Annotated in this window: 18 protein-coding genes; 8 read left to right on the top strand and 10 right to left on the bottom strand. The window is 71.9% G+C overall.

Annotated features, from left to right (window positions below):
* Nucleotides 1-7: 7 nt before the first annotated feature.
* The 5 genes from ACQPWZ_RS10930 to ACQPWZ_RS10910 are packed head-to-tail and all read left to right on the top strand — an operon-like array spanning nucleotide 8 to nucleotide 7,193.
* Nucleotides 8-1,639, top strand: a complete 1,632-nt coding sequence (locus ACQPWZ_RS10930) for a PfaD family polyunsaturated fatty acid/polyketide biosynthesis protein (protein WP_433571222.1) — start codon at nucleotides 8-10, stop codon at nucleotides 1,637-1,639.
* Complete coding sequence (locus ACQPWZ_RS10925; RefSeq protein ID WP_433571221.1) at nucleotides 1,636-3,327, top strand: acyl-CoA dehydrogenase family protein; 1,692 nt, start codon at nucleotides 1,636-1,638, stop codon at nucleotides 3,325-3,327. The genes ACQPWZ_RS10930 and ACQPWZ_RS10925 overlap by 4 nt, the downstream gene beginning before the upstream one ends.
* Before the next feature lie 8 nt (nucleotides 3,328-3,335).
* Nucleotides 3,336-5,129, top strand: a complete 1,794-nt coding sequence (locus tag ACQPWZ_RS10920; protein ID WP_340472861.1) for an acyl-CoA dehydrogenase family protein — start codon at nucleotides 3,336-3,338, stop codon at nucleotides 5,127-5,129.
* Nucleotides 5,130-5,148: 19 nt separating this feature from the next.
* Entirely contained in the window at nucleotides 5,149-5,880 is a 732-nt protein-coding gene (locus tag ACQPWZ_RS10915; protein ID WP_433571220.1) for a 4'-phosphopantetheinyl transferase family protein, read from the top strand.
* Between the two features lie 23 nt (nucleotides 5,881-5,903).
* Nucleotides 5,904-7,193 carry an NAD(P)/FAD-dependent oxidoreductase gene (locus ACQPWZ_RS10910; RefSeq protein WP_433571219.1) on the top strand — a complete coding sequence of 430 codons (1,290 nt, stop codon included), beginning with the start codon at nucleotides 5,904-5,906 and terminating at the stop codon, nucleotides 7,191-7,193.
* A gap of 63 nt (nucleotides 7,194-7,256) precedes the next feature.
* On the opposite strand, the gene ACQPWZ_RS10905 is transcribed toward ACQPWZ_RS10910, so the two are convergent.
* Nucleotides 7,257-8,207, bottom strand: a complete 951-nt coding sequence (locus tag ACQPWZ_RS10905) for an AfsR/SARP family transcriptional regulator (protein ID WP_433571218.1) — start codon at nucleotides 8,205-8,207, stop codon at nucleotides 7,257-7,259.
* Between the two features lie 258 nt (nucleotides 8,208-8,465).
* Nucleotides 8,466-9,089, bottom strand: coding sequence for a MerR family transcriptional regulator (locus tag ACQPWZ_RS10900; RefSeq protein WP_340472856.1), 624 nt, complete (start codon nucleotides 9,087-9,089; stop codon nucleotides 8,466-8,468).
* Between the two features lie 86 nt (nucleotides 9,090-9,175).
* On the opposite strand from ACQPWZ_RS10900, the gene ACQPWZ_RS10895 reads away from it, so the two are divergent.
* Nucleotides 9,176-9,601 carry a DUF3291 domain-containing protein gene (locus tag ACQPWZ_RS10895; RefSeq protein WP_327684512.1) on the top strand — a complete coding sequence of 142 codons (426 nt, stop codon included), beginning with the start codon at nucleotides 9,176-9,178 and terminating at the stop codon, nucleotides 9,599-9,601.
* Nucleotides 9,602-9,671: 70 nt separating this feature from the next.
* Here the strand turns inward: ACQPWZ_RS10895 and ACQPWZ_RS10890 are convergent, their stop codons facing one another.
* A complete protein-coding gene (locus tag ACQPWZ_RS10890) occupies nucleotides 9,672-10,343 on the bottom strand; it encodes an O-methyltransferase (protein WP_433571217.1) in 672 nt (223 codons plus the stop codon).
* A 48-nt stretch (nucleotides 10,344-10,391) separates the two neighbouring features.
* Complete coding sequence (locus ACQPWZ_RS10885; RefSeq protein ID WP_433571216.1) at nucleotides 10,392-11,573, bottom strand: DUF2330 domain-containing protein; 1,182 nt, start codon at nucleotides 11,571-11,573, stop codon at nucleotides 10,392-10,394.
* Nucleotides 11,574-11,793: 220 nt separating this feature from the next.
* Here ACQPWZ_RS10885 and ACQPWZ_RS10880 point away from each other — a divergent pair, with 220 nt between their 5' ends.
* Complete coding sequence (locus tag ACQPWZ_RS10880) at nucleotides 11,794-13,809, top strand: bifunctional glycosyltransferase 87/phosphatase PAP2 family protein (protein WP_433573803.1); 2,016 nt, start codon at nucleotides 11,794-11,796, stop codon at nucleotides 13,807-13,809.
* A gap of 163 nt (nucleotides 13,810-13,972) precedes the next feature.
* Here the strand turns inward: ACQPWZ_RS10880 and ACQPWZ_RS10875 are convergent, their stop codons facing one another.
* Nucleotides 13,973-15,229 (bottom strand): cytochrome P450, encoded by a 1,257-nt coding sequence (locus ACQPWZ_RS10875; RefSeq protein WP_383243074.1) that lies wholly within the window; start codon nucleotides 15,227-15,229, stop codon nucleotides 13,973-13,975.
* A 275-nt stretch (nucleotides 15,230-15,504) separates the two neighbouring features.
* Here ACQPWZ_RS10875 and ACQPWZ_RS10870 point away from each other — a divergent pair, with 275 nt between their 5' ends.
* Nucleotides 15,505-16,674 carry a steroid 3-ketoacyl-CoA thiolase gene (locus ACQPWZ_RS10870; RefSeq protein WP_313946608.1) on the top strand — a complete coding sequence of 390 codons (1,170 nt, stop codon included), beginning with the start codon at nucleotides 15,505-15,507 and terminating at the stop codon, nucleotides 16,672-16,674.
* A 12-nt stretch (nucleotides 16,675-16,686) separates the two neighbouring features.
* Here ACQPWZ_RS10870 and ACQPWZ_RS10865 read toward each other — a convergent pair whose 3' ends face one another.
* The 5 genes from ACQPWZ_RS10865 to ACQPWZ_RS10845 are packed head-to-tail and all read right to left on the bottom strand — an operon-like array spanning nucleotide 16,687 to nucleotide 22,484.
* Nucleotides 16,687-17,646 carry an ECF transporter S component gene (locus tag ACQPWZ_RS10865; protein WP_433571215.1) on the bottom strand — a complete coding sequence of 320 codons (960 nt, stop codon included), beginning with the start codon at nucleotides 17,644-17,646 and terminating at the stop codon, nucleotides 16,687-16,689.
* The gene (locus tag ACQPWZ_RS10860; protein ID WP_433571214.1) at nucleotides 17,643-19,397 is read right to left on the bottom strand and encodes an ABC transporter ATP-binding protein; all 1,755 of its coding nucleotides are present in this window, start codon (nucleotides 19,395-19,397) and stop codon (nucleotides 17,643-17,645) included. Before ACQPWZ_RS10860 ends, ACQPWZ_RS10865 begins: the two co-directional genes overlap by 4 nt.
* Nucleotides 19,394-20,572 carry an energy-coupling factor transporter transmembrane component T gene (locus tag ACQPWZ_RS10855; RefSeq protein ID WP_433571213.1) on the bottom strand — a complete coding sequence of 393 codons (1,179 nt, stop codon included), beginning with the start codon at nucleotides 20,570-20,572 and terminating at the stop codon, nucleotides 19,394-19,396. Before ACQPWZ_RS10855 ends, ACQPWZ_RS10860 begins: the two co-directional genes overlap by 4 nt.
* Entirely contained in the window at nucleotides 20,569-21,237 is a 669-nt protein-coding gene (locus ACQPWZ_RS10850; protein ID WP_433571212.1) for an SCO2322 family protein, read from the bottom strand. The genes ACQPWZ_RS10855 and ACQPWZ_RS10850 overlap by 4 nt, the downstream gene beginning before the upstream one ends.
* On the bottom strand, nucleotides 21,237-22,484 hold the full coding sequence (locus ACQPWZ_RS10845; RefSeq protein ID WP_433571211.1) for a prenyltransferase/squalene oxidase repeat-containing protein: 1,248 nt from the start codon (nucleotides 22,482-22,484) through the stop codon (nucleotides 21,237-21,239). The genes ACQPWZ_RS10850 and ACQPWZ_RS10845 overlap by 1 nt, the downstream gene beginning before the upstream one ends.
* Nucleotides 22,485-22,787: the final 303 nt, after the last annotated feature.

Below are 22,787 nucleotides of genomic sequence, written 5' to 3'. Positions count from 1 at the left end.
TTTCCCCATGAATATTCGCGACACCCCTCTCCGGTGGTCCGGAGAGCGGTACCCCAGCACGGACCCGGCGGGGATCTACAACGCCCTGGCCGATCTCGACCAGCCCTGTTTCATCGTCGTCACCCCGGCAGGGATCGGTGCCGTCTCCGGTGGTGCCGTGACCTCCGGTTCCGACACCGCCGGGCTGCCGCTGCTCGCCGCCGCCCAGCCGCTGCCGCCGCAGCGGCTGGGGTCGGCCGCCTTTCTCGCCGCGCACGGCGTGCACCAGCCGTACATGGCCGGTGCCATGGCCGGCGGCATCGCGTCGGCCGACATGGTCGTCGCCCTCGCCCGGGAGGGCTTCCTCGCCTCCTACGGCGCGGCCGGGCTGCTGCCCGGCACGATCGAGAAGGCCCTCGGCCGGTTCGCCGCCGAGATCCCGGGACTGCCGTACGCGGTCAACCTCATCCACAGCCCCAGCGAGGACCGTCTGGAGCGGGAGGCCGTCGAGCTGTTCCTGCGGCACGGCGTGCGGTGCGTGGAGGCGTCCGCCTACATGGACCTCACCCCGCACGTCGTGCGCTACCGGCTCGCGGGGCTGTACCGCGAGGCGGACGGCACGGTCGTCGCCGCCAACCGGCTGATCGCCAAGATCTCCCGGTCCGAGACGGCCGAGCGGTTCATGCGACCCGCCCCGGCCACCCTCGTCAGCGCCCTGCTGGACCAGGGGCTGATCACCCACGACCAGGCCGCGCTCGCCCACCATGTGCCGCTGGCCGACGACATCACGGTGGAAGCCGACTCGGGCGGGCACACCGACCGCCGGCCGCTGCCCGCCCTGCTGCCGACGATCCTGCGGCTGCGCGACACGGTCCAGCGGGAGCACCGGTACACCGTGCCGATCCGGGTCGGGGCCGGCGGCGGTCTCGGCACCCCCGTCGCGGTGGCCGCCGCCTTCGCCATGGGCGCGGCCTATGTCGTGACCGGGTCGGTGAACCAGTCATGCCTGGAGTCCGGTGCGTCCACGGCCTCCAAGGCGATGCTCGCCGAGGCGGGTATCGCCGACTGCGAGATGGCGCCCGCGGCGGACATGTTCGAGATGGGCGTGGACCTCCAGGTGCTGAAGAAGGGCACCCTCTTCCCGATGCGGGCCAAGAAGCTCTACCAGCTCTACCAGGCCCACGACGGTATCGAGTCCATCCCCGCCGCCGACCGCGCCAAGCTCGAACAGCAGCTCTTCCGGCGCCCGTTGGAGGACGTGTGGCAGGAGTGCGTCGGCTACTTCGAGCGGCGCGACCCGGAGCAGCTCGCCCGCGCGGCCGGCAACCCCAAGCGCCGGATGGCGCTCGTCTTCCGCTGGTACCTGGGCATGTCCTCGCGCTGGGCGGTCACCGGTGACACGGACCGGGCGATGGACTACCAGATCTGGTGCGGCCCGGCGATGGGCAGCTTCAACGACTGGGTGACCGGCAGCTATCTGAAGACACCGGGCAACCGCAGGGTCGCCGACGTCGCCCACCATCTGATGCTCGGCGCCGCGTTCCACACCCGGCTGGCCCAGCTGCGCAGCTCCGGGGTGCACATCCCCGCCACGGCCGGCGACTACCGCCCGGTCCCGCTGGAGACCCCGGCCCACGACTCCCCGGCGGGCATGCGATGAGCCCGCTGACCTCCGAGCAGCTGGAGGAGCTGCTCGGCGATCCCGGGGACGACACCAATCCGCACGGCTTCACGGCGGCCGTCGAACGCGACGAGCGGGACGAGTTCCCCACCGCACTGTGCGACGCGCTCGTCGGCGCCGGGTTCCATCTGAACTACCTGCCCAAGGAGTGGGGCGGCACGTTCGAGTCCTTCGACCGCAGCCTCACTCTGGTCCGCTCCGCGGCCCGCCGGGACGTCAACATCATGCCCGGCACGATGTTCAGCATCATCGCCGCGACCTGCCTCCAGCTGCACGGCACCCCCGAGCAGCAGCGACGGGCCGCGGAGATCCTCTGCCGGGGCGGCGCGGTGGCCTTCGCGCTCACCGAGGCCGAGCACGGCAGCGATCTGCTGTCCGGCGACGTACGCCTGACGGACGGAGTGCTGGACGGCGAGAAGTGGATGGTCGGCCTCGGCATGCGCTGCGAGGCGGTCTATGTGGTCGCCCGCACCGGCGGCCGCGGTCCCGCCGCCTTCTCGGCGGTGCTGCTGGACCTGGCGGAGGTGCCCGAGGGGCAGTTGGAGCGGGTTCCCGCCGTACGAACCGGCGGGATGCGCGGCATCGACCTCGCCCGGATGCGCTTCACCGGGCTGCGCGTGCCGGATGGCGCGCTCGTCGGCCGGCTGGGCGAGGGCCTGGAGGCCGCGGTCAAGGCGCAGCAGGCCGTACGGCTGATGAGCATGGCCGGCAGTCTCGGCATCGCCGACAGCGCCGTACGCCTCGCGCTGGACTTCGCCTCCGTCCGCAAGGTCGGCCGCGCGGTCCTCACCGAGTCGCCGCACCCCCGGCGCGACCTGGCGGTCGCCGCGGCCGCGCTGCTGGCGGCGGACGTGGTGGCCCTGACCGCGGCGCGCGGCGTCCATGTCCTGCCCGAGGTGTTCAGCGTCTGGGCGCCGGCCGCCAAGCACGTCGTGGCCGAGTCCTGCGACGAACTGATCCGCCGCTGCGGCACGGTGCTCGCGACCCGCTCGGTCCTGCGCGAGGGCGAACGCGGCGCCGGACTCTTCCAGAAGCTCCAGCGGGACTCCGGCGTGGTCCGTGTGATCGACTCCAGCACGCTCGCCAATCTGCGCTCGTACGCGGGGCAGTTGCCCACCCTCACCGAAGGCGGAGCCGCGCCCGATCCCGAAGCGCTGGCCGCGGTCTACACCCTCGGCGCGGACCTGCCGGCGTACGAGACGGACCGGCTCGACATGTTCGCCCGGGGCGCCGACCCGGTCCTCGCCGGACTCCCGGACGCCGCCGTGGCGGTGGCCGAGCTGGTCGAGGACGAACAGACCGGCGCCCTGCTGCGGCAGGTGGCGCAGGCCGTGTCCGGGCTCGGTGAGCTGACGCGCGCGGCTCAGCAGCGCGGCGCCGACCCCAACGCCCTGGTGGACGCCGCAGAACGGTACGCCTGGCTGCACGCCGCCGCGTCCTGCGTCCACCTGTGGCACGCCAACCGCGACCGGTCGCTGTACGGCACGACCCCCGGCTCCGCCGGCTGGCTGGGCGCCACGCTCGGCTACCTCCTCGCCCGTGCCGACGGTGTCGACCCCCGTCGGCACGGGGCCGTCCTGACACCGGCGCTCGACGCCGTCGCGGCGCTGCGGGAGACCGACCAGCTGTTCACCGCCCTGCCCGTGCGGCTGGCGCCGACCCGATAGGAGCCTTCATGTCCCAGGCCGATCTGACCGCACTGGCCGCAGAGCTCGAGAAGTACCTCGGCGACCCGTTCGACGACGGCAGCCGGATGTCCTTCCGCCGCGTGATGGACCACGACGAGCACGAGGAGTACCCCTACGGCTTCGTCAGCCAGCTGCGCCGCTGGAGCGTCCACGAGTACTCGCTGCCCGCCGAACAGGGCGGCCGTGCGGGCAACGTGGAGACCGGGTTCAACCTGATGCGTCTCGTGGCCCGCCGCGACGCCTCCACCGCCACCTCCCTGGTGATCACCAACCTCAGCTTCATGCCGCTGTGGATCGCGGGCACCGAGGAGCAGAAGCGCACGGCGATCGAGCGGATGAAGCGGGGCGGCGGCCTGTCCTGGGGGCTGTCGGAGCGCGAACACGGCAGTGACCTGATCGCCAACGAGATGTTCGCCGAGAAGGTCGACGGCGGCTGGGAACTCACCGGCGAGAAGTGGCTGATCGGCAACGCCACCGTCGCCGACACGATGATCGTGTACGCCCGTACCGGCAAGCGCAACGGCCCCGCGGCGTACTCCATCTTCATCGTCGACAAGTGGGAGCTCGCCCCGGACACCGCCGAGGAACTGCCCGTCGAGAAGCTGCACGGGCTGCGCGCGCTCGACCTCAGCGGGCTGCGCCTCCAGCGGGCCTTCGTCCCCGACTCCGCACTGGTCGGGAACGAGGGCCAGGGCCTGGAGATCGCCCTCAAGGCCACCCAGGTGGCGCGCAGTGTGATCGGCAGCCTGCCGCTGTCGGCCGTCGACACCGGTCTGCGGCTGACCCTGGACTTCACCGAGGGCCGGGTGATCTTCGGCGGCACGGTCAGCGACGTCCCCTACAGCCGCCGTCAGCTGACCGAGGCGTTCGCGGACCTGATGATCGCGGACGCGATGAGCCTGGGCGCGGTGCGCTGCCTCCAGGCCGCGCCGGAGCAGCTCAGCGTGTGGTCGTCGGCCGTCAAGTACCTGGTGCCGACGCTGCTGGAGAGAACCATGTCCCAGCTCAACACGGTCCTCGGAGCCCGCTTCTTCCTGCGCGACCACCCGCACTACGGCCCCTACCAGAAGATGCTGCGCGATCTGCTGGTCGCCAACATCGCCGACGGGAACACCGTGGTGAACCTCCGCAACCTGGGCCAGCAGCTGGACGGACTGCTGACCACGGCCCGTGAGGCCTCACCCGAGATCCGCAACGCCGCGGCGGTGCGCGCCGAGACCCTCTTCGGCATGGACCGCGAACTGCCCGTGTACGAGCCCTGGAAGCAGGAGCTGTTCAGCCGCGGCATGGACGACGCCGTACTGGCCGCGCCCGACGGTCTGCGCCGGCTGCGGGCCCTGGCGGAGAAGGCCGAGGGCACCGAGCGGGACCGCCTGGAGCGTGCGGCCGACGTGGCCGAGGAACTGCTCGACCGGGCGGGCCCGCTGGCCGACAGTGCGACCGCGCTCAAGGCCGACCTGGGGCGGGCGTACGGACAGTCGGCCGAGCTGTTCGAACTGTCCAAGGAGTACTGCCTGTTGCACGCCACCGCGGCATGCGTGCTCACCTTCGTCCACTCGCACGGTGCGCTGGAGAGCCCGCTGCCGAGCGGCGCGCTCCTGCTGCTCCAGCTGGAACGGCTGCGGCGGCATCTGTACCCGCACGAATCGATCACGGACCAGTCCGTCGTCGACGAGGTGATGGAGGTGCTGCGCCGGCTCCACCGGGAGGACCGGCTGTTCTCGCACTGGCAGTTCCAGCTCGCCAAGCGCGCCGGTGATCTCTCCGCCGCCCGCCTCTGAGCGGCCGGGAGCGCCGCCGATGCAACCCGACCCGACGTTCCTGTGGCTGCTGCCCGAGCGCGCGGTGGACGACTTCGCCATCGCCCTCGGCGGCACCCGGCTGCTCACGGAGACTGAACGGGCCGCGCTCGGCCGGCGGCTCACCGACGGTGCACGGCGCCGGTACCTCGGGGCGCGGCTGCTGTGCCGCTACGCGCTCAGCGCCCGCACCGGCCGACCGGTGGACCGGTGGCGCTTCCGGCTCGGCGAGCACGGACGGCCCGAGGCCGAACCGGACCCGCAGGGCGTGCGGTTCAACCTCTCGCACACCGAGGGGCTCATCGCCTGTGTCGTCACCCAGGGCCGCGGGTGCGGGGTCGACGTCGGTCCCACCCCTTCGCCGGCCGAGCTGGTGACGCAGCTGGGCCGGCGGCTCGCCCCGGCCGAACGCGCCGAGCTCGCCGCCGCGCCGCCGGGCGTGCGTGGCGCGCTCGCCGGTGAGCTGTGGGTGCTGAAGGAGGCCTATCTCAAGGCCCTGGGCACCGGGCTGTCCCGGAGCCTCGGCGGGTTCTCCTTCGGCCCCCGCGCCGACGGCCGTATCGCCGTCCACGACCCGCAGCAGCCGGCGGGCACCGACTCCCGGTGGTGGTTCGACCTGCTCTATCCCGGCCCCGGACACGTGGTGGCCGTCGCCACCGAGGACGGGCACCCCGGGGCCCTGCGCCGCACCGACCTCTCCGACCTCTCGCTCTCCGACATCTCATGCGTATGAGACCGACCCTGAAGGACATCTCCATGTCGCAGCCCACCAGTCCGCGTGTCGCCATCGTCGGAGCCGGTGTCGCCGGTCTCTCCGCCGCCTACCACCTGCGCAACCGCGCCCGGATCACCGTCTTCGAGCGGGAGGACCGCCTCGGCGGCCACGCCAACACCGTCGAGGTGGAGGAGAACGGCACAACCCTCGGCATCGACACCGCGTTCGTCGTCTTCAACCGGCCCGCCTACACCAACCTCTGCGAGTTCTTCGAGGAGCTGGGCGTCGACGCGGTCGAGCACCGCGGCGCCTTCAACTTCTTCGACCTGGACACCGGCCTGGAGTACGGCACCAAGGAGCTCGACATGAGCGAGGAGGAGGTGGCCGAGCGCTACTCCGAGGAGTTCCTGACCATCTGGCGGGAGGCCCGGCGCTTCCACACCGAGGGCCGCAAGGACTTCGTGCGCAAGAAGGCCGACATCCCGCTCGGCGAGTACCTCGACCGCGGCGGCTACAGCCAGGCGTTCCGCCACTCGTACGTGATCCTGCTCTGCTCGGCGGTCTGGTCGATCCCCGCCGAGCTGATCTGGGAGATGCCCGCCAGCACCGCGATCGCGTTCTTCATGGGCCACGACGAGGGCGGCCTCGGCGGCCGCGAGGTGGACTGGCGGACGGTGGGCGGCGGTTCGATCTCCTACGTACGCAAGGCGATCGCCGCGATCGGCCCGGAGATCCGCACCGGCGAGCCGGTCACGGCGATCCACCAGGACGACGACGGCGCGGTGGTCACGACGGCGCGGGGCAGCGAGCGCTTCGACTACGTGGTGGTCGGCGCGCACGCCGACGAGGCGCTGGCCCTGCTGGACAACCCGACCGAGCGCCAGACGGAGGTGTTGTCGAAGGTCGCGTACAACGGCTCGACGGTCATCCTGCACACCGACCCGTCGGTGGTCCCGGCCGACCGCGACCGCTGGGAGGCCTGGAACTACGGCAAGGTCGAGGTGGACGGCCGGCCGAGGACGTATGTCGCCTACTACATGAACAAGCTGCACGGATTCACCGCGGAGAAGGACTATTTCGTCACGCTCGACTACCCGGGCGAGGTGGACCCGGAGACGGTCATCGCGGAATTCCCGTACACGCACCCGATCATCGACGTCGATGTCCGCGAGATGCAGAAGGACATCTACAACGTCAACGAGGGGACGCGGGTGAAGCTGTGCGGTTCCTATTTCCACGCCAAGCGCCACGGCGTGGACCAGATCGGCTCGCACGAGGCGGGCTACTCGTCGGGAATGGAGATCGCGGCGCAGCTCATCAGCGAGCTCTGACCGGGCAGACGAGAACGCCCCGGAGAATCCGAGAGGGATTCTCCGGGGCGTTCTCGCGTCTTCTCACACACCGCCCGTGTGCAGCGCCTGGCCGCTGAGGAGTTCGGTCAGGAAGCCCATGACCGAGCGTGCCGCCGGGTCCTCCTGTTCGATGCGCTTCACCGTGAAACGCGGCCGCGTGAACTCGCGGGCACCGGTCGGCGGGGGTTCCGCTTCCAGGCGGGTGCGGGCGTCGGAGGTCTCCGCCTCGGCGCCGTACAGCACGGGGGACTGCACGCTGATCTGCTCCAGGCGCGCGGACAGCAGTGGCGTGTGGCCGTGTTCCGCGGTGAGCCGGTGCCGGGCGCGGGTGTAGACGCCGATCGCCTCGCCGCCGCGGCCGGAGCGGCACAGCGCCAGCATCAGCTGGTCGTGGAAACGCTCGCGCAGCGGATGGGCGGCGGTGACCTCCTCCAGCTCCGGAATGATGCGCCGGTGCCGGCCCGTACGCAGCGCGGAGTCGAAGAGGATCTCCAGCGCCTGCTGCCGTTCCTCCTCCAGGCGGGCGACCAGTGCGGCACAGACCGGGCCGTGCGGACCGCCCTCCAGTGCCGTTCCGCGCCAGAGACCGAGGGCGCCGCGCAGGGTCGCGTACGCGCTCTGCGGATCGATCCGGTACATCCGCTGGGCCTGATCCACCGCGAGGCAGAACTGACCGCTGTCCATCTCCGTGCGGCGGGCCTGGAGCAGGTACCCACAGGCGTGGGCGACCAGACGCGGTGTCGTGGCCCGTTCCGGTTCCGCTTCCGTGAGCGCCTTGCGCAGTCCCGACACATGGGCGTTGAGCGTGTTGCGGGCCTTCTTCGGTGGCAGCGCGCCCCAGAGTTCGCGGACCAGCCGTTCCCGCGGGACCGGGGAATTCGCGCGGGCGAGCAGTGCGCCCAGCAGCATGCGCTGCTTGGGACTCGTCAGCGGAATGCGCCGGTGCCGTTTCTCGTCGTACAACTCGGGCGCGCCCAGAATTCTGAACTGCATGCTGTTGCCTCCCCGTGCGCGGTGCACGGTATTCACCGTGCTGCATTCAGCACACGAGGAGACCATTCGTACGACCGGGCGGCTTGAGTTGCGGCTACTCACTTACCCGCTCCCACCCCGGTGTTCCGCGCCGTGTGCGGAGCGGGAGTTCACCACCGGGGTGAGTACCGATCACTCATGTGTCCGTCGCACACACGTGATGGCATGGACGGCACACGTGGGTCCGGTCGATTCCGGGAACGCGGCGGACCGTTCGGGTCAGCCGCGGTGCCGGATCGTCGACTCGGCCTCCTGGGCGAGCCGGCGCAGGGCCAGCAGCGCGGGTTCCAGCAGGAAGGTCAGCAGCATGGCCCGCTCGGCCTTCTCCAGGGGATCGTCCGGTCCCTGGAGCTGGTCGAGATCGAGCACGGCCGTCTTCTCGGCGAGTTCGGCGTACGGGACGAGATCGTGCCAGTCGTAGTCCATGCCGAGGGAGCGCAGGGTGTGGAGCGTCTGGGTGATGACCTGGCGGGCCGGATTGTGCTCGCTGACCTTCCAGCCCATCTCGGAGACGAGGGCCGTCACACCGGAGTGGTCCTCCTCCTCACCGCCCTCGTCCTTTCCGCCGCCGGCCGGCCACACGCCGAAGACGAGACCCAGCAGCTCATGGGTGTCGGAGTTGCCCTCGGAGATGGTGTCGAGGACGTCCTTGGCGGCGCTGACCGTCAGACCCCGGACGCCGATGAGGGCCCGGATCAGCCGGAGGCGGCGCACATGCGACTCGCCGTACTCCGCCTGGGTTGCGGCTGTGGCGCGTCCGGGCGGCAGCAGCCCTTCGCGCAGGTAGTACTTGATGGTCGCGGTGGACACCCCGCTGCGGCGGCTCAACTCGGAAATTCTCACCCTGATCCCGCTTCCCACTGGCAATTGGGCAGCACTACTGTCTAATATAGATACTGCCACTCACCAACTGTGGATGCGAGGATACCGTGCCGACTCTTCCCTGGGCGACGCCGAACCCGGCCCGGCCCGACACCACCGCCTTCGTCATGGCCTCGCGTCTCGACGTGAGGTCTGCCAAGGACGTTCCGCGCTTCTTCCTGAAGTCGCTCTCCGCCTGGGGCCAGGTGCGCAAGGCGCCGGGAGCCCTCGGAGCCTCCCTGGAGGCCCAGCTCCTGAAGGGTGTGTTCTTCACCCTCTCCGCGTGGGAGGACAAGGAAGCCCTCTACACCTACGCGCGGACCGAGCCCCACAAGAGCATCATGACCGGACTGCGCTCCGTCATGAGCGAGTCCACGTTCACCTTCTGGGAGGTCCCGGTGGCGGAGCTGCCGATCTCCTGGAAGGACGCCAAGCGGCGCATCGAGGACCAGGCGCGCACCGACGCCGCGAGCGGCGGCAGCGCCCCGCGCTGACCCACCGACTCCCGGCCCGGGGCCTCCCCCGTCCCCGGGCCGGGGCAATGCCCGGCCGCCGACGGGCCCGTCAGGAGACGACGCGCGCCAGCAGGAAGCCGTCGTACCCCTTGGTGCCCACCGTCTGGACCGCCGTGGCGTCCAGCCGCGGCTCGTTCGCCACCAGTTCGTACATACGCCGGGTGCCGACGATCGCGGGGTCGGTGCTGTTCTCGTCCACCAGGGCACCACTGCGTACGGCGTTGTCGACGATGATCACGCTGCCGGGGCGGGACAGCGTCAGGGCCCACTCCACGTACTGCGGATTGTTCTTCTTGTCCGCGTCGATGAAGATCAGGTCGAACGGGCCCGCGCCCGGCTCCTTCGCCAGCAGCGGCAGCGTCTCCAGCGCCGCCCCCGTCCGCACCTCGGCGATCTTGTCCAGGCCCGCGCGGGCCAGGTTGGTCCTCGCCACCTCCGCATGCTCGGCGCTGTACTCCAGCGAGATCAGCCTGCCGCCCTCGGGCAGCGCCCTGGCCAGCCAGATCGTGCTGTAGCCGCCGAGCGTGCCGATCTCCAGCACCGTGCGCGCGCCCTGGAGCCGGGCCAGCAGATGCAGCAGCTTGCCCTGGTTCCCGGCGACGGCGATGGCGGGGAGCCCGGCACTCGCGCTCTGGGCGAGGGCCGCGGCGAGGGCCTCGTCGTCGGGGGCGAGGAGGTCGGTGATGTAGCGGTCGACGGCGTCCCACTGCTCCTGAGTCATACGTCCAACCTATTCCAGGCCGGGGGCGTTCCCGTCCGGACGCGGCTCTCAGGACAGCGGCGGCGGCGCGTGGACGGGCGGCGGCGGGAGCACCGGCCTGCGGCGATGGGCCCGTACCCGCAGAAGGACGATCACGGTCACCAGCGCGAGCCCGCCGCCGACGGTCAGCAGCCAGACGGGAAAACCGCCGACGGTCAGCAACTCGTCCTCGTACACCACCCGCCGGAAGGGCGTGTCCTGCTCCGCGGCCCGCAGGACGTGGTCGCCGTTGATCCGGTCCGGCCGCGGGAACTCCTGCTCCAGCGCGGTCAGAAACCTTTCTCCGCCGCCCGTGAACGCGTCCAGCGCCGCGCTCCGGTCCGCGGCGCCGGCGAACAGCACCTCCGGCTCGTCACCGCCGATCGCGCTCTGCGGCTCCATCCGGTGCGCGGCCAGCACGAACAGCCCGAGCGACTGCGGGTTCTTCGCCAGCCGGGACAGCCGCATCGGATAGACCGGCCGGTCGCTGGCGAACCGCAGCGTCAACGGGTCCAGCGTGCCGCGCAGCACGGCGTCCTCGGCATCCGGTGCCAGCCGGACCGCCACGTACTCCCACTTCTGCCGTACATACGGGCGCAGCTCGGTCTCCAGACCGTCCGGCAGCTCGAACCCATTGGTTTTCAGCCAGCTTCGCAGCGCCTCCGGGTCGGTCGCCGTCAACCGGGCGACATCGAAGTCGCCGAGCCTCTCGCGTCCGACGACCCCCACCCCGGGAGCGCCGGAGCCGGGCGCCGGCGCACCGGCCGAGTCGCCTGCCGAACCGTCCGAGAGGGGCCAGTCGCCCTCGCGCGGCCAGAAGTAGTGGCGCGTCCTCTCCTCCGGCTCGATCGCCCGCTCCAGCTCGTCGAACAGCGCCTGATCACCGAGTTCGACGGTGGCGCGGGTGGGTACGGGCATGATCCACGCGGCCTCGGGGGCGTCCCCGTCGACGGTGAACCGCATCTGGATCCGCTCGACGCGCCCGTCCCAGCTCACGACCGACGTCTCCCGGTCGACGGCCATCCGCGATCCCCGGTCCGGGATCATGGCGCCGCAGCCGCAGGCGTACGCCGGAGCGATCAACGATCCGAGCTGGAGCGCGAAGAGCGCCAGCACCACCAGGACAACGCGCTGCCGCAGCACACCCGCTGAGGCGCCGCGCGTCCGAACCCGCAGGTGTGCGCGCCGGTGTTCTTGTATGTTCCCCCGCATACCTCCTCCGACGACGGCCCGGGGCCCGTGGTTCCGGGGCCGGTTGACGAGATATTCGGTCAAAACGGGGTGACACTCAGGCAAAGAGGGGGTTGCCTGAGTCTCCTTCATGGGGCAGTGCAAGGCTCTACGGACCAGAATCACCGACGCAGGGGAGGCGCGGCGCGACGTGGCGAACGCGGAGCACAGCGTGCGCGGAAGTGCGACGACGGACTCGAGGATGGGCGCGGCGAGGGCGGCACTGTGGCTCGTGGCCGCGGTCCTCGCCATACGGCAGGCGACGGCGGTACTGCGCCTGCCACCGGGGGAACGGCTCATCGACCTGGAGACCTGGATAGGTGAGAACGGGGTCCTGCACGTCAAGGGCTCCCTCTACGACACCGACCGGTTCACCGGCACCCCGTTCGCCGGGCTGGTGCTCAAGCCGCTGACCCGCTCCGCCGAGCAGAGCCTCGGTGTGGCCTGGACCTTCGGGACCCTGCTGCTCGTCGTCGGGATAGGCCTGGTCGTCGCCCGCGCGCTGCCGGGGCCCGTCTCGCGCCGCAGCGGTCTGCTGGCGGCGCCCATCGCCATCAGCCTGTTGATGCTGTCGCTGCCGGTGCGCAACAGCTTCTACCTCGGGCAGACGAGCATCATCCCGGTCCTGCTCGTCCTCGTCGGCTGTTTCGTCGCCCGCGGGGAGAGATCGTCCGGTGTACTGATCGGCATCGGCGCGGCCCTGCAGCCCACCGCCCTGCTCTTCGCGCCCCTGCTGTGGTTCACCGGACGCAAACAGGCCGCCGTCACCTCGGCGGGGACCTTCGCCGCGTTGTCGGCGCTCGCCTGGGCCGCGCTGCCCGGCGACTCCTGGACGTACTGGGTCCACCATGTGGCCGGTGCCGGCCTGGGCGCCCGCCCCGACAGCCTCGCCAACCAGTCCCTGCACGGGGCCCTGTTGCGCTTCGGCCTCGAAGGCCCGCTCGAGATCACGCTGTACGCCGCCCTGGCCGCCGCGGTCGTCTGGTTCGGCCTGCGCCGCGCGGTGCGGTACGCCCGGGACGGACAGCTCCTTCTCGCGGTCGCCCTCACCGGCTGTGTCGCCGTCGCCGTCTCACCCACCGCCTGGCAGCACCAACTCCTGTGGGTGCTGCTCGCCGTGGTCGGCCGGGTCGGCAGACGGGCGTCCGACCGGATGCTCTGGCCGGTTCTCGTCATTCTGGCGATGACGCTGCCCGGCAAGATGCTGCTGCCCAACATGGCCGTGATGCACCCGGTGCGCGACAACGCCCTGCTGGTCGCGGCGCTCGCCGCCGCCGTCGCGGTGCCGTTCCTGCCGCGCACCTCGCCGTACTTCCGCCGCCCGGTCCCCACGGAGTACGTCTCCCCGGTCCCGTCGCGCTGGAGCCGGATCCCGCTGCTGCCGTTCTGGCGGCGCGTCCTGGCCCGCCCGAACCTGCTCCTCGAACTGCTGGTGATCCGGGTCGGCTACTCCGCCTACTCGCACATCCGCACCGCGGCCACCGGCGGTGTCGGCGCGGCCGAGGAGCACGGCCGGCAGGTCGTCGCCATCGAGCAGGCGCTGCACATCGACATCGAGCTGTGGGCCAACAAGGCCACGGCGAACGCGGAGTGGGCCGAGTCCTTCTTCAACTTCTACTACACGTCGTTCCACTTCGTGGTGCCGCTCAGCATCCTCGCCATCCTCTACGTCCGCCGCCCGGGCGACTACCGCTGGGCGCGCTCCTCGCTCGCCTTCGCCACGGTCCTTGCCCTGCTGGGCTTCTGGCTCTACCCGCTGGCCCCGCCGCGGCTGATGCCGGGCATGGGCTTCATCGACACGGTGCACGGTCCGCAGGACCTCGCGAACCCCGACTACGGGGCGATGACCGCGGTCACCAACCAGTACGCGGCGATGCCGTCGCTGCACTTCGGCTGGTCGCTCTGGTGCGGCCTGGTGGTCGTCCTGCTCGCACCGAAACTGTGGATGAAGCTGCTGGGCCTGCTGCACCCGCTGTTCACGGCCGGCGCGATCGTGGCCACGGCGAACCACTGGATCCTGGACGCGGTGGGCGGCGCGGCGGTCGTCGGCGCGGGCTTCGGCCTGACGTACGTGCTCTCGGGACGCCGGAAGGTGCTGCCGTCGACGGCAACGGCGACGTCGGGACCCGCGGAGGCGGGGACACGGCTCGGCAAGGAACGCGCGGAGGAACCGGCGGACACCACGGAGGCGTCCGCGGTTCCGGCCGCACCGAAGTGACGCGCGGCCCGGAGCGATGTCCACGGCCGACGTGACGCGCAGCCCCGAGTGACGTGCGGGCCCGGGGCGACGGGAGGCAGGGGCGGGGCGTGGGTGAGGGGCCCCCGCCTCCCGCGTGCGGTGGGCAGATCCCGGGCGCCGGTGCACGGCCCCCGGGCGCCGGTCAGCCGTGGACGACCTGGAGTTCCTTGATCCCGTTCAGCCAGGCCGAGCGCAGCCTCCGGGGGTCGCCCGCCAGACGCAGGTCCGGCAGCACGTCCGCTATGGCGTTGAAGATCAGGTTGATCTCCATCACCGCCAGCGACTTGCCGAGGCAGAAGTGCGGGCCCCCGCCGCCGAAGCCGAGGTGCGGGTTGGGGTCGCGGGTGATGTCGAACCGTTCGGGGGCGTCGAAGACCTCGGGGTCGTTGTTGGCGGACGAGTAGAAGATCCCGACCCGGTCGCCCTTCCTGATCTGCTGCCCGCCGAGTGTGAGGTCCTGGGTCGCGGTGCGCTGGAAGGAGACGACGGGGGTCGCCCAGCGCACGATCTCCTCGGCCGCCGTCTCGGGGCGCTCGCGCTTGTAGAGCTCCCACTGGTCGGGATGCGTGAGGAAGGCGTGCATGCCGTGGCTGATGGCATTGCGTGTGGTCTCGTTTCCGGCCACCGCCAGCAGGATCACGAAGAAGCCGAACTCGTCGTTGGAGAGGTTGCCCTCGTCCTCCGCGGCGACCAGCGCGCTGACGATGTCCTTGGCCGGGCACTCCTTGCGAGCCGCGGCGAGGTTCATCGAGTACGAGACGATCTCCATCGCCGCCTCGGCGCCGATCTCCTCGGTGATGGCGTACTCCGGATCGTCGTACGCCGCCATCTTGTTGGACCAGTCGAAGATCTTGGCCCGGTCCTCCTGGGGTACGCCGATGAGTTCGGCGATCGCCTGGAGCGGGAGTTCCACCGCGATTTCGGTGACGAAGTCGAAGCTGCCGTCGCTCTTCGCGCCCGCCCGCGCGTTCTCCACGATGCCGCGGGCCCGTGAGCGCAGGGCGTCCTGGAGGGACCGCACGGCGCGGGGGGTGAAGCCGCGCTGGACGATCTGGCGCACCCGGGTGTGTTCCGGCGGGTCCATGTTGAGCATGATCAGCTTCTGGACCTCGATCTGGTCCCGGCTGATCGATTCGTTGAAGCGGATGACCGCGGTGTTGGTGTGGGACGAGAACAGTTCCGGGTGGGTCGAGACATGCTTCACGTCGGCGTGCCGGGTGACCGCCCAGTACCCCTCGTCCTGGAAACCGGAGATGCCGGCCGGCTGTGCGCACCACCAGACCGGTGCGGTCTGCCGCATCTGGGCGAACTCGGGATGCGGGACGCGGGCTTGGAGCAGATCGGGGTCGGTGAAGTCGAACCCTGCGGGCAGATGGGGGCAGTCCTTCGGCAGCTTCAACGTCAACTCCAGGGTCTCGCGGCGGGGTCCGGCGGCGGTGCCCAGGGCACCAATCTCTGACGACCCATCAGAATTGACCGAAAGCTAGTAACGAGTTCTACAAGTCGCAAGGGCCGCGACGGGAACTGTTGCGCGCCAAGTCCGCAGCGGGGGCGTGCAAGGCCCTTGCGTACCGGGGGTAGCACTCATAAGACTTCTCAGAGAACTAGAACGCGTACTAGTTCTCGTGCGACGGCGCCGGGACGCCCCGCACATGTGGAGGAGAGGACGAGCTCATGGCCGCGGAACCCGTCATCGTCGAAGCCGTACGCACTCCCATCGGCAAGCGCGGAGGCGCGCTCGCCAATCTGCATCCCGCCTATCTCCTGGGCGAGACCTATCGTGAACTGCTCGGCCGTACCGGCATCCAGGCCGACTGCGTCGAGCAGATCGTCGGCGGCACGGTCACCCATGCCGGCGAACAGTCCATGAACCCCGCGCGCACCGCGTGGCTGACCATGGGGCTGCCCTACGAGACGGCGGCGACGACCGTGGACTGCCAGTGCGGATCCTCGCAGCAGGCCAGCCACATGGTCGCCAACATGATCGCGGCGGGCGTCATCGACGTCGGCATCAGCTGCGGTGTCGAGGCGATGTCGCGTGTGCCGCTGGGCAGCGGCTCCAAGCACGGCCCGGGCAAGCCGTTCCCCGACGAGTCGAACGTCGATCTGCCCAACCAGTTCGAGGCCGCCGAGCGCATCGCCCGCCACCGCGGGCTGTCCCGCGAACGCGTCGACTCGCTCGGGCTGCTGTCGCAGGAACGCGCCCAGGAGGCCTGGGCCGAGGAGCGCTTCAAGCGTGAGACCTTCGCCGTCCAGGTGCCGACGACCGAGGAGGAGCAGGCGGCGGGGCAGGGCATGTGGCGGCTCGTCGACCGTGACGAAGGGCTGCGCGACACGAGCATGGAGGCGCTGGCCCGGCTGAAGCCGGTCATGCCGACGGCCGTGCACACCGCGGGCAACTCCTCGCAGATATCGGACGGCTCGGCGGCCATCATGTGGGCGTCGAAGCGGATGGCGAGGGCGCTCAAGCTGAAGCCGCGCGCCCGGATCGTCGCGCAGGCGCTCGTCGGCGCGGACCCCCACTTCCACCTCGACGGCCCGATCGACGCGACCCGCGCGGTCCTGGGCAAGGCGGGAATGTCCCTGCGGGACATCGACCTGGTGGAGGTCAACGAGGCGTTCGCGTCGGTGGTGCTGAGCTGGGCGCAGGTCTTCGAGCAGGACCTGGACAAGGTCAACGTCAACGGCGGAGGCATCGCACTCGGCCACCCGGTGGGCGCCACGGGCGCGCGGCTGATCACCACGGCGCTGCACGAACTGGAACGGCGTGACCGGGAGTTCGCGCTGATCACGATGTGTGCGGGTGGCGCGCTGTCGACGGCGACGATCATCCAGCGGCTGTAGCGGGCGGGACGGTCACCCGGGCGGGGTCCCTGCCGGGCCCCGGCCCGGGTCCGGGGCCGGGCCCGGATCTGCCGGACCCTCGGACGCGACCGGACCTCCGGACGCGACCGGTCCCGCACCCCCGGACGCGGCCGCCCCCGCCGGCCCGACCGCACCCTCGAACGCGACCGCACCCTCGAACGCGACCGGCGCCTCGAACGCCGCCCGCCGCGTGGCGCGCCGCAGTGCCTTGAGGACGGTCGAGCCGATCGTGAGCGTCAGGACGACCGTCAGGGCCGCCCGCCCGAGGTCCCAGCCGAACGACGTCGCCGCGCAATAGGCCAGAAAGCGCACCAGGTTGTCGTGGACCGGATCGCCCGGCCTGAAGGAGATCCCCGACGACATCCCGCCGATGTACGTCCAGCCCTGGAGGTTCATGATCGTGCCGTAGGCGAACGCCGCGACCGCGCCGTACGCGCCGAGCATCAGCACCTCGGCACGGCCGCGCAGCCTTCCGGCTCCCGGCAGCAGCCCCGCGCCCATCGTGAACCAGCCCATCGACAGCATCTGGAACGGCATCCAGGGGCCGACCCCGCCGGTGAGCAGCGCGGACGCGAACATCGTGACCGAGCCCAGGACGAAGCCGAAGCCCGGCCCCAGCACTCTGCCGCTGAGAACCATCAGGAAGAACATGGGCTCCAGGCCCGCGGTCCCGGCGCCGAGCGGCCGCAGCGCCGCCCCGACCGCGGCGAGCACACCGAGCATGGCCACGGCCTTGGCGTCCATGCCGCTGTCCGCGATCGTCGCGACGACGACGGCCACGAGCAGCGGGAGCAGTGCGGCGAACAGCCAGGGCGCGTCCGCGGAGTGGGCGAGCCCGGACCCGGGGTCGGCGAGCAGCGGCCAGCCGAAGGCGACGACTCCGACCGCACTCACCAGCGCGAGCGCGAGGACGGAACGGGGGCCGAGGCGCACCGGACGTGCTGTCGTCATCGCAGCGCTTCCCGGACCTCGGAGACGGTCAGCCAGGGCTGGGGGGCCAGGATCTTGGCGACCTGCGGTGCGAAGGCGGGTGACGAGACGACGACGTCGGCCGTCGGCCCGTCGGCGACGATCTCGCCGTCGGCCAGGATCACCACCCGGTGGGCCAGTTCCGCCGCCAGCTCCACGTCGTGCGTGGCCAGCACGATGCCGTGCCCCTTGCGAGCGAGACCCTGGAGCACGACGACGAGCCGGGCCTTCGCCGCGTAGTCCAGACCGCGGGTCGGCTCGTCGAGGAGCAGCAGCGGCGGACGCCCGGTGAGCACGACGGCCAGCGCGAGCGCGAGCCGCTGTCCTTCGGAGAGATCGCGCGGATGTGTGGCGTCCCGCACGCCGGGCAGCAGCTCGCCGACCAGCGCCCGGCAGGAGCCCGGCTCGGCACCCGCGTCGGCGTCGGCGGCCGCGCACTCGGCGGCGACGGTGTCCGCGTACAGCAGGTCGCGCGGCTCCTGCGGCACGAGCCCGACCTGTCGGACGAGCTCGCGGGGGCTGGTCCGGTGCGGGGTGAGACCGCCGACCAGGACGCTGCCCGAGGCGGGTTCGACCATGCCGACGAAGGCGGAGAGGAGGGTCGACTTCCCGGCGCCGTTGCGCCCCATCAGCGCGACGGTCTCGCCGGCGCCGAGCGTGATGCCGATCCCGCGCAGCGCCTCCATATGCCCGCGGCGCACGCCGAGCCGCGTGGTGACGGCGAGGTGCTCCGGCAACTCTGCCTGCGCCGAGCCCCTCTCCCGGCCCCCGGACGCGCCCCGGAGGGGCATGAACGTCCGGCGCCCGGAAGGCCGGTCGGTGGCGGAAGACCGGTCCGTACCGGAAGCCCCGTCCGGGACCGAAGCGCGGTCCGCACCCCGATCGCCCTCTTCCGGTCCGGTCCTGGTGGGGGAGAGGCCCGCCAGACGCTCCCGGATGCCCGACGCCCGGCGCCGGGCATCCCGTACGGACAGCGGCAGCGGGTCCCAGCCCGCCAGCCGTCCCAGGCCCACCACGGGCGGGTACACCGGCGACGCCGCCATCACCTCAGCAGGTTCACCGACCACGGGAGCCACCCCCGGCCCGGGGAGCAGGACGACCTGGTCCGCGTACTGCACCACCCGCTCCAGCCGGTGTTCCGCCATCAGCACCGTGGTGCCGAGGTCGTGCACCAGCCGCTGGAGAACCGCCAGCACCTCTTCCGCCGCGGCCGGGTCCAGCGCGGACGTCGGCTCGTCGAGGACCAGCACGCGCGGGTGCGGGGTGAGCACCGAGCCGATCGCGACCCGTTGCTGCTGGCCCCCGGAGAGCGTGGCGATCGGCCGGTCGCGCAGCTCCGCCAGGCCGAGCAGATCGAGCGTGTCCTCGACCCTCCTGCGCATCACCTCGGGCGCGAGACCGAGCGACTCCATGCCGTACGCCAGCTCGTCCTCGACCGTGTCGGTGACGAAGTGGGCCAGCGGGTCCTGGCCCACCGTGCCGACGAGGTCGGCCAGTTCGCGCGGCTTGTGGGTGCGGGTGTCACGGCCGCCGACGGTGACGCGACCGCGCAGCGTGCCGCCGGTGAAGTGGGGCACCAGGCCGGACACGGCGCCCAGCAGTGTCGACTTGCCGACCCCCGACGGGCCGACGAGGAGCACCAACTCCCCTTCGGGAACCGTCAGATCGACGCCGCTGATCGCGGGCGCCGCGGCGTCACCGTAGGTCACCGACACGTTGTCGAAGCGGATCACGGGGTCGACTCCTTGGATGTGTCGGGGACGGGCGCGACGAACGCCGGCAGCAGTCCGATCAGCGTGCCGACCGCGGGCCACAGCGGCAGGGTGGGCGCGGTCAGCGGCACGACACCGGGGTGCAGCGCCTGGGGGTCCCAGCTGCCCGCGCGGATCATCAACGCCGCGACGGCCGCGCCCGATCCGGCCACCAGCCAGGACCGCGGTCCGAACCGGTCGGGGCGGTAGCGGCTGCGGACGGAGCGCCGGCCGCCGAGCCACAGTCCGGCCATCGCGGCGCCGAGCCCGCCGACGAGGACGGGCAGTCCGTACGCGGCGCCTTCCGCGGCCAGCAGCCCGTACGTGCCCGCGCAGACCCCGAGGAGCCCGCCGAGCGTGAGCACGGTGGTCGTACGGCGGACGGCGGGCGGGACCTGCGCGCTGCGCCCGTACCCCCGCGCGTCCATCGACGCGGCGACCGCGACCGAACGCTCCAGCGCACCCTCCAGGACGGGCAGGCCGATCTGCACGATCGCCCTGATCCCGCCGGTGGGGCGGCCGCGCAGCCGGCGGGCGGTGCGCAGCCGGACGACGTCGGACACCATGTTCGGCGCGAAGGTCATCGCGACGACGACGGCGACACCGGCCTCGTACAGCGCGGCCGGCAGCGACTTGAGCAGCCGGGCCGGATTGGCGAGGGCGTTGGCCGCGCCGACGCAGATGAGGAGAGTGGCGAGCTTCGCGCCGTCATACAGCGCGAACACGATCTGCTCGGCCGAGACCCGGCCGCCGATCCGGATGCCGCGGACCCAGTCGGGAAGCGGGACTTCGGGGAGCGTGAGCAACACGTGCGTACCGGGGATGGGGGAGCCGAGCACCACGGAGAACAGGACACGGACGGCGATGACGACGAGGCCGAGCTTGACGAACGCGCCGTAGGACCGGGCCCAGGGCGCATCCGTGCGCCGGGCGGCGACGACGTATCCGGCCACGCCCACGAGCAGCCCGAGGAGCAGGGGGTTCGTGGTCCGTGACGCGGCGGTGGCGAGCCCGAGGGCCCACAGCCACCAGGCACCGGCGTGCAGGGAGTTGCCGCGGTGCGCCTCGGGCGCGCGCAGCCGGTGCCACGGGGAACGGTGTCCCTGTACTCCCGCCCTTTCCGCCGGTTCGCGCCGCACGCCGGTGTCCGTCCTCATCCGCGTCGGCGCCGGGACTGCCACACCGCCGCGGCTGCCAGCAGCCCGATCGCCGCCAGGCCCGCGACCAGTCCGAGCGACGGACCGCCGTCCGAGCCGGCCGAACCGTCGGAGGCACCTGCGGTCGCGGAGCCGGCCGGTGAGGAGGAGGCGGCCGGAGCCGCGATCTGCTCGCCGCAGCCCGACACCGGATAGCCCGAGATCCCGCACAGCAGCGCCTGGTTGTTGTACCGCAGGGGCTTCGCCACGGACGCCAGCGCCTCCGCCGTCGTCGCATCGGGCGCCACCCGGGCGCACGCGGCCCGCAGCGCGGGCGGCGCCTCGCCCTTCGGTGCGTCCTGCGGGGTGCCGGGGTCGATGACCAGCGCGATCCGCTTCGTGCCCGCCTTCGGAGCCGTGCCCGCGCAGATCGCCGCGAAGTCCGGCGCCTTCCGCGGTCGCGCCGAGTCCGAGCTGTCCTCGCTCACGGAGAACCGGAAGCCGTTGACCGCGCCGTCGCCGGGACGCGCCGTCGCCGGCCCCTCGGTGGCGTACGCCCAGGTCCCGTCACCGGAGCCCTGCCAGAACGACCAGTAGCGGTAGCCCGCCGCCTGGGCGGGCCCCGCGCCCAGCACCGTCAGCGCGGCGCCGAGAGCGAGGACCAGGGCGAGCAGTCGCGCCCGCATCACTTCTTCTTGCGGCGGCCGCTGAACAGGATGCCCACGCCGACGCTCGCCACGAAGAACGCTCCGACGATCCACCACACGCCGATGCCGGAGTCGTCCTTGCCGTCCTTCTCGGACGCCTCGGAGGTCTCGGACTTCTCGGCGCCGGACGCCTGGGGAGCGGGTCCGGTCGCGTTCAGCTGCTGCACGAGGTCGGCGCCGCCGAACTTCTGCGGGTCCGCGCCGAAGGCGTGGGCGGCGAGGATCAGCTGCGCGTACGCCGCCGGGCCCGACGCCTTCGCCCAGGCCGCCGAGTTCTTCTCCAGCCACGTCATCGTGTCGGCCGCCTGGGCGGAGTGGCCGGCGGCGGACAGGGCCGTCACCGCGTCCGCCGTGTTGCCGAAGTCGGGCTGCGGGGCCGGGTTCTCGGCCCCGGGCATCGGCGCCGAGTCGAGGTGACCGGTCTTCTTCAGCGCGCTCACGAGGTAGGCGGCACCGTTCTGCGCGGCCTGCTCCGGCGTGGCCCCGGCGGCGCACGCGGCGGGGGCCACCGGCTTCGGGCCCTCGACCGCGAGGCCCTTGCCGAGCGCGCCCAGCACGCCGGCCGCCGTGGAGTCGGCGACTATCCCGGGCTGCTTCACCTGGAACACGAACGCGCCGGCGTCCTTGCCCGTGCAGGGCTTCGCGAAGGTCAGCAGAGCGTCGTACGGCGACTTCCCGCTCTTCGCCTTCACCGCGGCCGGCTTCTCGCCCACCGACGCGAGCGCCCCGATCACGACGGAGGTGGAGTTGGCGTCACTCGCCCCGCCGGGGTTGTAGCCCCAGCCGCCGTCCGCGTTCTGCACCGACTTCAGCCACGCGACGGACTTCTTCACCGTGGCGTCCTGGCCGCCGAGGGCAGCGAGGGCCTGGACGGCGGCCGCGGTGGCGTTGGAGTCCAGCGGGAGCTTGGCGTCGCACGGCTTGGTGGCGTCCGCGCGGTACGAGGGGAACGCGCCGGTGTCGCACTGCTGGCCGGTCAGCCAGTCGACCGCCTTCGTGGCGGGCTTCACGTCCACCGTGTCCTGCGCGAGAAGGGCCAGCGACTGACGCCAGACGCCGTCGTAGGCCGGGTCGGTCGTGCCGTACAGACCGGAGGGCAGCACGGTGGACGGCGACGGCTTGGGGGTGGGAGCCGCGAAGGCGGCCGGTGCGGCGGCCGCGACGACGGCCATGCCGAGAACGGCGGATGCGGCAACCGCTGCGGTGGTGCGGCGAACGGGGGTCATGGCGGGCGGGCCTCTCCTGCGGGAGAGCCGGGCACGGGCACACGCGGGCACCAGGGCTCCGGCTCCGTATTCCTCGACGGTGCCGGCCACCGGCGGTTGCCGGGGCACGAGCCGGTCACGGCCGCGTACGGGGCAGTCCGGCTCACCGCCGGCGACGGCGGTTCACGGTTGCGGGTCAGCGCCGGATTTGCACCGGCTTCCCCCCGTACGGGTGTGATGACGACTCGCTCACTGTACCGGCCGGTCACCAGGGCCCCTCCGGGCGGATCCCGCCCACGGCGGTGGGAGCCTGCCGGGGGATCG

The sequence above is a fragment of the Streptomyces sp. CA-251247 genome (assembly GCF_050952975.1).
GTDB classification, from domain to species: Bacteria; Actinomycetota; Actinomycetes; order Streptomycetales; family Streptomycetaceae; genus Streptomyces; species Streptomyces achmelvichensis.
Note: the sequence above shows the minus strand (reverse complement) of the source record. Positions and strands in the feature narration are given on the sequence as shown.

What these genes read in the sequence shown, in the direction of transcription:
- ACQPWZ_RS10930 (WP_433571222.1), top strand. Translation starts at nt 8, where the DNA reads ATGAATATTCGCGACACCCCTCTCCGGTGGTCCGGAGAGCGGTACCCC.
- ACQPWZ_RS10925 (WP_433571221.1), top strand. Translation starts at nt 1,636, where the DNA reads ATGAGCCCGCTGACCTCCGAGCAGCTGGAGGAGCTGCTCGGCGATCCC.
- ACQPWZ_RS10920 (WP_340472861.1), top strand. Translation starts at nt 3,336, where the DNA reads ATGTCCCAGGCCGATCTGACCGCACTGGCCGCAGAGCTCGAGAAGTAC.
- ACQPWZ_RS10915 (WP_433571220.1), top strand. Translation starts at nt 5,149, where the DNA reads ATGCAACCCGACCCGACGTTCCTGTGGCTGCTGCCCGAGCGCGCGGTG.
- ACQPWZ_RS10910 (WP_433571219.1), top strand. Translation starts at nt 5,904, where the DNA reads ATGTCGCAGCCCACCAGTCCGCGTGTCGCCATCGTCGGAGCCGGTGTC.
- ACQPWZ_RS10905 (WP_433571218.1), bottom strand. Translation starts at nt 8,207, where the DNA reads ATGCAGTTCAGAATTCTGGGCGCGCCCGAGTTGTACGACGAGAAACGG.
- ACQPWZ_RS10890 (WP_433571217.1), bottom strand. Translation starts at nt 10,343, where the DNA reads ATGACTCAGGAGCAGTGGGACGCCGTCGACCGCTACATCACCGACCTC.
- ACQPWZ_RS10885 (WP_433571216.1), bottom strand. Translation starts at nt 11,573, where the DNA reads ATGCGGGGGAACATACAAGAACACCGGCGCGCACACCTGCGGGTTCGG.
- ACQPWZ_RS10880 (WP_433573803.1), top strand. Translation starts at nt 11,794, where the DNA reads ATGGGCGCGGCGAGGGCGGCACTGTGGCTCGTGGCCGCGGTCCTCGCC.
- ACQPWZ_RS10870 (WP_313946608.1), top strand. Translation starts at nt 15,505, where the DNA reads ATGGCCGCGGAACCCGTCATCGTCGAAGCCGTACGCACTCCCATCGGC.
- ACQPWZ_RS10865 (WP_433571215.1), bottom strand. Translation starts at nt 17,646, where the DNA reads ATGACGACAGCACGTCCGGTGCGCCTCGGCCCCCGTTCCGTCCTCGCG.
- ACQPWZ_RS10855 (WP_433571213.1), bottom strand. Translation starts at nt 20,572, where the DNA reads ATGAGGACGGACACCGGCGTGCGGCGCGAACCGGCGGAAAGGGCGGGA.
- ACQPWZ_RS10850 (WP_433571212.1), bottom strand. Translation starts at nt 21,237, where the DNA reads ATGCGGGCGCGACTGCTCGCCCTGGTCCTCGCTCTCGGCGCCGCGCTG.
- ACQPWZ_RS10845 (WP_433571211.1), bottom strand. Translation starts at nt 22,484, where the DNA reads ATGACCCCCGTTCGCCGCACCACCGCAGCGGTTGCCGCATCCGCCGTT.